Source organism: Lentibacillus populi (assembly GCA_014642895.1).
GTDB classification, from domain to species: domain Bacteria; phylum Bacillota; class Bacilli; order Bacillales; family Amphibacillaceae; genus Lentibacillus_C; species Lentibacillus_C populi.
Map to the genome: position 1 here is coordinate 20,414 of BMJD01000048.1, position 8,924 is coordinate 29,337.

The following is an 8,924-nucleotide window of genomic DNA, read 5'->3' on the forward strand; positions in this document are numbered from 1 at the left end:
CCATATGTTCAGTATTGGTCTGGAAAATCAAACAGATGAAGGAGGAAAAAGCTGATGAAAAGTAGACAAGTCAGGAAGATAGTTTATGTTCTAGTTTGTTTTGTCTTACTATTAGGGATTGTCCCTATTACACCTGCTCAACCAGCCTCAGCTGCTTCGACAGATTATTTTACTTCATTTGAGCCGGATGACCCGCAACTTGACTGGGAAAATACAGTGGAAACAGATGCGGATGGAAATAAAATGACTTCCGGAATTGACGGAAACATCCCGTTTGACGGCATTCAAGGAGACATTACGGATAAGGTTGTAAACATTGAAGTATCCGGTGAAAATCCGCCAAGTGAAGTGAAGGACAAGTTAATTGATCGAGACGAGACGACAAAATGGTTGACGTTTGACGACACTGCTACGATTCGATTTGAGCTGGACCAACCAGACGCTGTCGTGAAATATGCATTAACATCGGCGAATGATTTCCCTGGCAGAGATCCCCGTGATTGGGAATTTGCCGGATCCAATGATGGGAAAAATTGGACAACCCTGGATACGAGAACGGATGAAAAATTCAATGACCGTTACCAGCGAGAGGTATATGAGTTTGAAAACACGGAGAAGTATCGCTATTATCGGTTAAACATTACCAAAAATAGCGGTGATTCCATTATTCAACTAGCAGAGCTCGCGATTTCAAACGGTATTGATGTTCCAGCACCGCCACCATCAGATATGAAATCATTGCTATCAAACGGACCAGCAAGTACCTATACCGCAAAAGCAAATGTTGGCTGGACAGGTAAAAATACAATCACGTACGAGGGTTCGCATCTGTCAGATGATAGAGCATATTCCTACAATAAGATTCTTGATGTTGACATTAAGGTGACGGAGGATACAGCGTTATCTTATTCTATTTTTCCTGCCTTTACCGACAAAGACCATACAAAATATGCAAGCACCTATGCATCCGTTGATTTAGCATTTTCTGATGGGACCTATCTGCATGATCTGGATGTAATGGATCAGCATGGTATAAAATTGAACCCACAGAGTCAAGGGGATTCGAAAACACTGTATGCTAATCAATGGAATTTCAAAAAAGCCGACATTGGTGCTGTTGCGAAAGGGAAAACGATTAAACGGATTCTTGTTGCCTATGATAACCCGAAAGGACCGGCAACATTCAGAGGGCACATTGATGATATTCAAATTGACGGAAATCCTGTCAAAAAAACATATGAGAACCCTTCCGATTATGTGAATACGCTTAGAGGTACACAATCCAATGGAACTTTTTCCAGGGGAAATAATTTTCCCGCCGTTGCTGTACCCCATGGCTTTAATTTCTGGACACCAGTGACCAATGCAGGATCGAACTGGATTTACGCTTATCATGAAAGTAATAATGACGATAACCTGCCAATGCTCCAAGCGCTTGCGTTAAGTCATGAAACAAGCCCATGGATGGGAGACCGACAGACATTTCAAGTCATGCCGTCGGATGCAGAGGGGGAACCCGATGCGAATCGCGAAGCCCGCGCATTGCCTTTTAAACATGATAATGAGATAGCGCAGGCACATTATTATGGCGTTACGTTTGAAAATGGAATTCAAGCAGAAATGACACCTACTGACCATGCAGCCATGCTAAGATTTACGTTCAAAGATGACACCTCCAATATTATATTTGATAATGTTAGTAATGATGGTGGCATTACGCTGGACGCGGAAAATGGAACCATATCGGGATATACGGATCAGAAAAGTGGTTTATCTACAGGAGCGACACGTATGTTTGTCTATGCAACATTTGATAAATCCGTTGTCGATGGCGGTAAACTAACCGGTGAAGGCAGAGATAATGTAACCGCCTACTATAAATTTGATACAACAGAGGATAAAGAGGTAACAATGCGAATTGCCACTTCACTCATTAGTGTTGAGCAAGCGAAGAAAAATTTAGAACAGGAAATCAGTGCTGAGGATACGTTTGAAACCATAAAGAAAAAATCAGAACAGAAATGGAATGACTTACTCGGAAAAATCGAAGTTGAAGGGGCAACAGAAGAACAACTTACGACCCTATACTCAAACATGTATCGGTTATTTCTGTATCCGAATTCCGGATTTGAAAATGTAGGGACGGTAGAAAAACCAGATTTCAAGCATGCTAACCAACTTTCGCTTAACCCATGCACAACAAGTACAGCAACCGAAACTTGTGCACAAATTGAGGATGGAAAAATTTACGTCAACAATGGATTTTGGGATACCTATCGAACGACGTGGCCGGCATATTCCCTGTTAACTCCTACAAAAACAGGTGAAATGATCGACGGCTTTGTCCAACAATATAAAGATGGCGGCTGGATTTCAAGATGGTCATCACCAGGATACGCAAATTTAATGGTGGGAACAAGCGCAAATATTGCCTTTGCGGATGCCTACCAGAAAGGTGTTACCAATTTTGATGTAGAAAGTTTTTATCAGTCGGCTATAAAAGATGCATCCGTTGTACCGCCAAATGGTAATGTTGGCAGAAAGGGGATGAAAACCTCCATTTTTGATGGCTATACAAACACATCAACTGGTGAAGGAATGTCATGGGCACTTGATGGCTATATCAACGATTTTGGTATCGCCCAATTAGCAAAATCACTTGATAAACAGGATAATGAAAATGATCCCTATCAAGCCTATTACAAAGACGATTATCACTATTTTTTAAGCCGGGCCCAAAATTACGATAAGATGTTCAATCCTAACATTGGATTTTTCAATGGAAGAAAGCCTTCCGGAGAATGGCGTTCGACACCGGAAACGTTTAATCCTGCTGAATGGGGACATGATTATACCGAAACAAATGCGTGGAATATGGCTTTCCATGCTCCCCAAGATGGACAGGGCCTAGCCAATCTCTATGGCGGAAAGAAAGGTCTCGAAGGAAAGCTGGATGAATTATTTAATACACCGGAAACGGCCGCCTACCCAGGAAGCTATGGCGGACTCATCCATGAAATGCGCGAGGCAAGAGACGTCAGAATGGGAATGTATGGACATAGTAACCAGCCAGCCCATCACATTTTGTATATGTATAATTATGTTGGCAAGCCTTGGAAAACGCAGGAAAAGGTGCGCGAGGTATTAGACAGACTGTACATTGGAAGTGAGATTGGTCAAGGGTACGCAGGTGATGAAGATAACGGGGAAATGTCCGCCTGGTATCTTTTCAGCGCACTTGGTTTTTACCCGCTCAAAATGGGAAGTTCCGAATACGCAATAGGCGCGCCATTGTTTAAAAAGGCAACAATTCATTTGGAAAATGGCAAAGATATTGTTATTAATGCGCCAAATAATAGTAAAGAAAATAAATATGTTCAAAGCTTGAAAGTGAATGGGAAAAACTACACGAAAAATTATATCAAACATGCAGACTTAGCTGACGGAGCAACATTAGACTTTGAGATGGGATCGGAGCCGTCTGAATGGGGCAGTAACCTAACCGATTTACCGGAATCGATTACGCCAGCAGCAACAGATGGATTATCTATTTCCGGTTCATTGCATGATTTTACCGATCAAGCGGAAGGTACTGCAACAGATAGCGAAAAAGAAAAAACCGAACGCTTATTCGATAATACATCTGAAACACAAGTTAATTTTGATAACACGAAACCTTGGATCCAATATCAGTTTAAAGAGAAGAAAAAGGTACAGATGTATACACTGACTTCCGGTACTAGTCCTGAATCTGATAAACCGGATTCACAGGCAGCCGATCCGAAAAGCTGGGTATTAAAAGGTTCCAATGACGGCGAAAATTGGAAAGTGCTGGATGAACGGAAAAACGAATCATTCGATTGGCGAAATTACACCCGGGCATTTGAAATCGACGATCCTGAAGCCTACTCATTCTACCAGTTAGAAATCACTGATAATGGTGGTAGCCAATCAACGACGTTATCAGAAGTGGAATTTCTTGGTTTTAAGGAACCGCCAGTTGGAATGGCTGCAGGTATCCAAAACCTGGTTCAACGTTTACATGATGAAGGCGACCTAGAGAAAGCTGCCGTTCGTGCATTGGAAACGCACTTGACCGCAGTAGAACAATTTGAAAAACAAGGGAAAGCAAAAAAAGTAGTAAAACACATGAAAAGTTTCAACCTATTGCTTAAACAACAGCAAGAATCCGGGATGCTAACCAAGGAAGCCTATAGCATACTTAAGGATAATGGAGATTATATGGTGAAACTTTGGGAGTAGTAAATCGTAGAATGATAGATTCATTACATCTTATGACAGGAGAGCACGGATACTGCTCTCCTGTTTCTGTGGATTTTTTGTTAATGAAGTGCCGGCTCATCTCGATTTATCGCGCGATCTTGCCGTTCGCCACGCTTTGTCGCGCGTAGGCACATCGATTACCATGACCCTTTTTCAACGTGCTCGCCGTGCATGACAACTTTGGCAATGGCCTACTTGTCACCCTTAACTTTTATAATGGTACTTGGCTCTGCAATGGCAATGATGTAGTGAATGGGTACGTTAGGAAAGCGAAAGTTGTGTAGCCAATTTTCGAGGAAGAGCTGGTGATTTTCTGACTGGGTAATCGGATACTTGAAGCCTGTTTCGGTTATTAATTAATAAATTAACCAACCCCCTTACGATACATTTCAACTCCAACTCTATCAATGTGTTCAACTAATTTATCATTTTTAATATTTTCGTAATGAACAACATCAAAAAAATATGGAAGCGGATATTCTTCATTCAAGAGGAAATCCAGATCGGCTACCGTCTTTCTGGTGACTTTTTCTCCTTGTACGGCAATATCAACATCTGAGCCTTTTTTAAAATTTCCCATAGCTCTACTTCCAAAAATAACTGCCCGATCAATTTCATCAAAATGACGTAATGCCTTTAAAATAAATTCATTGTCACTTTTCAGCAAGCCATTCATCATTTTACTCCTCCTTTAGCAGCCGCTCATACAATAACTTGAATTCCGGTAAAAACACAACTGTAATCTCCTCAACAAATTCCTTTGCCATTTCTTCATCATATGTATGCGTTGTTAAATTTCGTTTAGTCAAAGCCTCCATCCAGACATGGCCATTTTCAATTAAATCAATCTGAAATGCTTGTTTAATTGCCTCCCTTGGACTACTCACCTTATAGCCCTGCATTTCCAGGTAATCTTTTAAAACTTTCCAGGATAATTCAAATGTCATTTCAAAAAACTGAATAATTCCAGCACGCTCCAGCTCTGTTTCAATAGGCTTTTCTGCGTACTTAACAAGCAATTTATACGACCGTGAAAAGTTTTCAAACCTCTGTTTCCATCGTATTTCTTTCGATTGATCCATCTTGACACCTCCAGGATAAAAATTAATCGATGGGTTTCTTATGTTTATTATAATCCATGCATATTAAAATGCAAAAGGCCAGGATACGAAACTCTGATAATTTTTGATGCAGTCCGTCCAATATTTAAATTAGAGATTCAAGAAACAAGCATGGGCTTCTCGAATATAAACTTTCCAAAGCTAATCCTCTTTACCAATCGTTTAATGTTCAGCATCCCGCTCCATCTTTTTTATACGTTTTCCATCTTCTCCATTTTCCTCGACCCAATGAATATCATATTTCTCCATTAGTTCATCCCTTCGTTCAAGAAATGAATCATACATTTCTTGAAGCTCATTTTCATATTTATCGATTTGTAACATCTTTTCATTGGTTTCACCTTCTTTTATACCGGCCAACTCAGTCCCTTCCTTAATTGCTTTATATCCCGCCTCTTCAGCCTCTATTAGCAATTCATTTAACTCTCGTACTTCTTTGTGATCCGGTTCAACACCTTTAAGATAATCAAGTACTTCATTTAATTTTGGTAACATTTCTTCCTCTAAAAAATCAGCACTTACTTGATCATCACCTTTTTTTACAATCTTAATGTATTCGCCCACTTTAGACATGAATTCTTCTTCTTTCATTGCCTTAAAAGTTAGAAAGCTGTCATTATGATATTCAATCAATTCATTAGTTACTTCATCGCTGTTGGAACAACCAGATAGGGACACCACCAGTGTTATTCCTATAATCATAGATAAAATTTTCATGATGAATGCTTTTTAAATAAATGAGATAATCTCAACTACTTCATTAACCTATGCCATCTTTATTTTCTTTCCAGATAACATGACTCGCCATCTTGTATATCACCCATTCCTATAAAACCCATTTCATCTTCACTAATCTTTTATTGTAATAACTGCGTAAAGATTTATTTGGAATGTAAAATTCGATTATAAACCCGTCATCATTTTCCAAAAATCAATACTCAAAGTCCCTTTCAGAGGCATCAACACAAACGGTATCTTCATCTTTACAAACAAGTTCGGTAATTTTTACGCCTGTTTTAAAATACTTTGAAACTCTTTCTCTTCCTCATTTAAAAATCCTTTAAATATAACTTCAACAATATCAGAATGGTTGAATACATATGTATATTCGGGATTAATGTACCCTTCTGGATATGGCACGCCCAGATAATCATACATCGTCGTTTCTTCTTCATCGCTCGATTGCTCATCATCTACTAGTAATTGTCTTCTACCATAAATCATCAGCTTTTTGTTCCCGCCATCAAGCAAAACAATAGTCCCGTTTGGCAATAATTCATTTTCCATTTTTTGTTAACCTCCTTTTTTCATTATTATATTTCTTTATTGAATATATAGTGTCTCTTATCATAGGGATAATCATAATCATGTTATTTAATAATTATTTCTTTTCCCTTGGCAAGAGCCTTTTTCTTTTCCTTTGTACTCGGTTCCTGAAATACTACAAGATCAATATTGGTTCTTATGAAATAGTATTTGTGCAGAAACTTCACGGAGATATAAATAAAAAATATTCCAAGCATAAAAAAAACAAAAATCATAGCGTGATGTAAAAACTGTGATTCTTTAATAAAACTATGATAAGTTATATAACCAATTGCAGGACTTGTGTACAATAAAGACCACGAAGCTCGTTTTTTAGTATTCTGTTTTACTCTTTTCAAGTTAGTAATCTTTTCTTTATAATAAAATATAAAATAAAATATAACACATAAGTAAACAACGAGAGAAATTATTAAAAATACTAGAGAATCCATCCCAACCACAAAATAAGCAAGTTTTTGCGTCAGCACAAAAAGACAAAAAGCACTGACCGCGCCTAAAACCCCAAAGAATAAAACTGTTTCCAACTGTGTTGAATACACATTCCTTATAATAAAAAGGAGAGCCCAGATATTAAAATATTAATAAAAATCAAAAAAGGCGCAATTAGAAACAAAAACTCTTTTATAAAGGGATCGGCAACAATCGGTACTGCGCATATCAAGTCGAGAACCAAGAAAGTAAATAATGATATAACAGCTTTAATATCACCAACGGGAACCAAATCTAAATGTTCCGAAATAGCTTGGGGTAGATTCTTACGTTTAACATCATTTTTAATCTTTAACATTTCTTATCACTCAATTCTAAGAGGATAGTCTCTCCCTTTTATAACTTTATTTAAACCAACCAGCGATGGACTTGATACCTTTTTTTATCCCATCTCCAACCTTTTTTACTCCATCCTTTATTCCTTCACTAATAGTTTTGCCATTAATCTTTACCCCATCCAATAAATAGGAAGCGCCTACTGAGATACCAAGCCCAGCGACAGCGCCTAATATAATAGGGGCTCCAAGTGTGCCGACTACAGCAGCTGAAACCGCTCCTCCAATGGCTAGGGATGTTGCCCCTAATCCAACGTCTACCCCTGCATCACCTATTATAGTTAATGTTGATTCTCCATCCTCAATATTGTTGTGAATATTTTCAGCTGTTGTCACCCCAACCCCGAACCAGCCCGCCTTGCTTTTTAATGCTTGAATTGCTCCTGTACTCGTTTTTACATACTGAGCTATTTTTGGCGTATTCCCCCTTTTTATTTCTGCATCAATATAACTTTTATCGAATGTTTTAGTTTTTCTGCCTTTATTTGATTTACTAATACCGATTTGTTCAGGGTTATATACTTTATATTTAACATTTCTTTTGCCCTCAGTTTTATATTTCTCAATGGAAAAATCATTTACAACCTTTTTAGAAGTACTATAAAATGCATTCGCATCAGTACCCCTACTAACTATATCCCCTGGCGAATCAAAAGGCGCATTTGGATCAAAGGAAATAGACGACTCATTATTACCATCCACCTCAATTACTGATTTCCCCTTATCACCTGATTTATCACTATTAATACTTTCTAAACTTGTATCTCCTCGTCCATAAACAACATTCACTATCGCCTTTATACGCACCAATACCCTTCACAGCTTCCAAGTCAAAATTCCCAACCGATAAATCGCCACTTTTAAACCTCAACTCAATATCCGTTAAATACGTTTTCATCGTCTGCAAATCTTCTTTAGTCTGTTCAAGCTGTGACGTTCCATAGTCATCAAGAATCGTTAGCTCCTCTACAATCCGCTCCGCCTTTTTCTTCCCATCCCGAACATTGTTGAGAACCTCCGAATCATCAATGTTTTTAACCGAAACCAGATCTTGCACACTCCCAATAATACTATTCGCATCATCCGTTAGTGCAATCGTCTTCTTTTTTACCTTATCAAATCCGTCTGCCACGTCTTGTTCCAAAAATTGTTGGCTGACGAAACCGCTTGAATTCGACTCAAATGTTCTAACAGAATCTTTCATATCTGTCAGCACATTTTGGTAATCGACCACAGATTGATAAAGATATAGAACAAAGGCGGAAGCGCCCTGTTAGCGGCGTATATGCTGGACTGAGCCGTAGGAGATAAAGGAAACACGGTGAGCTGGAAGCGAACCGATGTTGACTTATCGTACGAAGGTGAAGGA

At 38.6% G+C, this 8,924-nt stretch carries 8 protein-coding genes and 1 pseudogene; 1 reads left to right on the top strand and 8 read right to left on the bottom strand.

What is annotated here, in order from left to right; genetic code table 11:
* The first annotated feature begins 54 nt into the window (after window positions 1-54).
* On the top strand, window positions 55-4,263 hold the full coding sequence (locus tag IEX12_RS19655) for a GH92 family glycosyl hydrolase (RefSeq protein WP_188725747.1): 4,209 nt from the start codon (window positions 55-57) through the stop codon (window positions 4,261-4,263).
* Window positions 4,264-4,648: 385 nt separating this feature from the next.
* Here the strand turns inward: IEX12_RS19655 and IEX12_RS19660 are convergent, their stop codons facing one another.
* The 8 genes and pseudogenes from IEX12_RS19660 to IEX12_RS19695 form a co-directional block, all read right to left on the bottom strand.
* Window positions 4,649-4,963 (bottom strand): nucleotidyltransferase family protein, encoded by a 315-nt coding sequence (locus IEX12_RS19660; protein ID WP_250889677.1) that lies wholly within the window; start codon window positions 4,961-4,963, stop codon window positions 4,649-4,651.
* A 1-nt stretch (window position 4,964) separates the two neighbouring features.
* Window positions 4,965-5,366, bottom strand: a complete 402-nt coding sequence (locus tag IEX12_RS19665) for a nucleotidyltransferase substrate binding protein (RefSeq protein ID WP_188725748.1) — start codon at window positions 5,364-5,366, stop codon at window positions 4,965-4,967.
* Between the two features lie 201 nt (window positions 5,367-5,567).
* Window positions 5,568-6,122, bottom strand: coding sequence for a hypothetical protein (locus IEX12_RS19670; protein ID WP_188725749.1), 555 nt, complete (start codon window positions 6,120-6,122; stop codon window positions 5,568-5,570).
* A gap of 288 nt (window positions 6,123-6,410) precedes the next feature.
* Window positions 6,411-6,692 carry a DUF4176 domain-containing protein gene (locus IEX12_RS19675; RefSeq protein WP_188725750.1) on the bottom strand — a complete coding sequence of 94 codons (282 nt, stop codon included), beginning with the start codon at window positions 6,690-6,692 and terminating at the stop codon, window positions 6,411-6,413.
* Window positions 6,693-6,775: 83 nt separating this feature from the next.
* Window positions 6,776-7,255 (bottom strand): hypothetical protein, encoded by a 480-nt coding sequence (locus tag IEX12_RS19680; RefSeq protein ID WP_188725751.1) that lies wholly within the window; start codon window positions 7,253-7,255, stop codon window positions 6,776-6,778.
* A gap of 20 nt (window positions 7,256-7,275) precedes the next feature.
* Entirely contained in the window at window positions 7,276-7,518 is a 243-nt protein-coding gene (locus tag IEX12_RS19685; protein ID WP_188725752.1) for a hypothetical protein, read from the bottom strand.
* Between the two features lie 46 nt (window positions 7,519-7,564).
* On the bottom strand, window positions 7,565-8,362 hold the full coding sequence (locus IEX12_RS19690) for a hypothetical protein (RefSeq protein WP_188725753.1): 798 nt from the start codon (window positions 8,360-8,362) through the stop codon (window positions 7,565-7,567).
* Window positions 8,298-8,801: pseudogene (locus IEX12_RS19695) on the bottom strand (T7SS effector LXG polymorphic toxin); the annotation flags it as partial. The gene IEX12_RS19690 and the pseudogene IEX12_RS19695, both read right to left, overlap by 65 nt.
* Window positions 8,802-8,924: the final 123 nt, after the last annotated feature.

Coding starts and splice junctions, on each gene's coding strand:
- IEX12_RS19660 (WP_250889677.1), bottom strand. CDS start 4,963: ATGATGAATGGCTTGCTGAAAAGTGACAATGAATTTATTTTAAAGGCA.
- IEX12_RS19675 (WP_188725750.1), bottom strand. CDS start 6,692: ATGGAAAATGAATTATTGCCAAACGGGACTATTGTTTTGCTTGATGGC.
- IEX12_RS19685 (WP_188725752.1), bottom strand. CDS start 7,518: ATGTTAAAGATTAAAAATGATGTTAAACGTAAGAATCTACCCCAAGCT.
- IEX12_RS19670 (WP_188725749.1), bottom strand. CDS start 6,122: ATGAAAATTTTATCTATGATTATAGGAATAACACTGGTGGTGTCCCTA.
- IEX12_RS19655 (WP_188725747.1), top strand. CDS start 55: ATGAAAAGTAGACAAGTCAGGAAGATAGTTTATGTTCTAGTTTGTTTT.
- IEX12_RS19665 (WP_188725748.1), bottom strand. CDS start 5,366: ATGGATCAATCGAAAGAAATACGATGGAAACAGAGGTTTGAAAACTTT.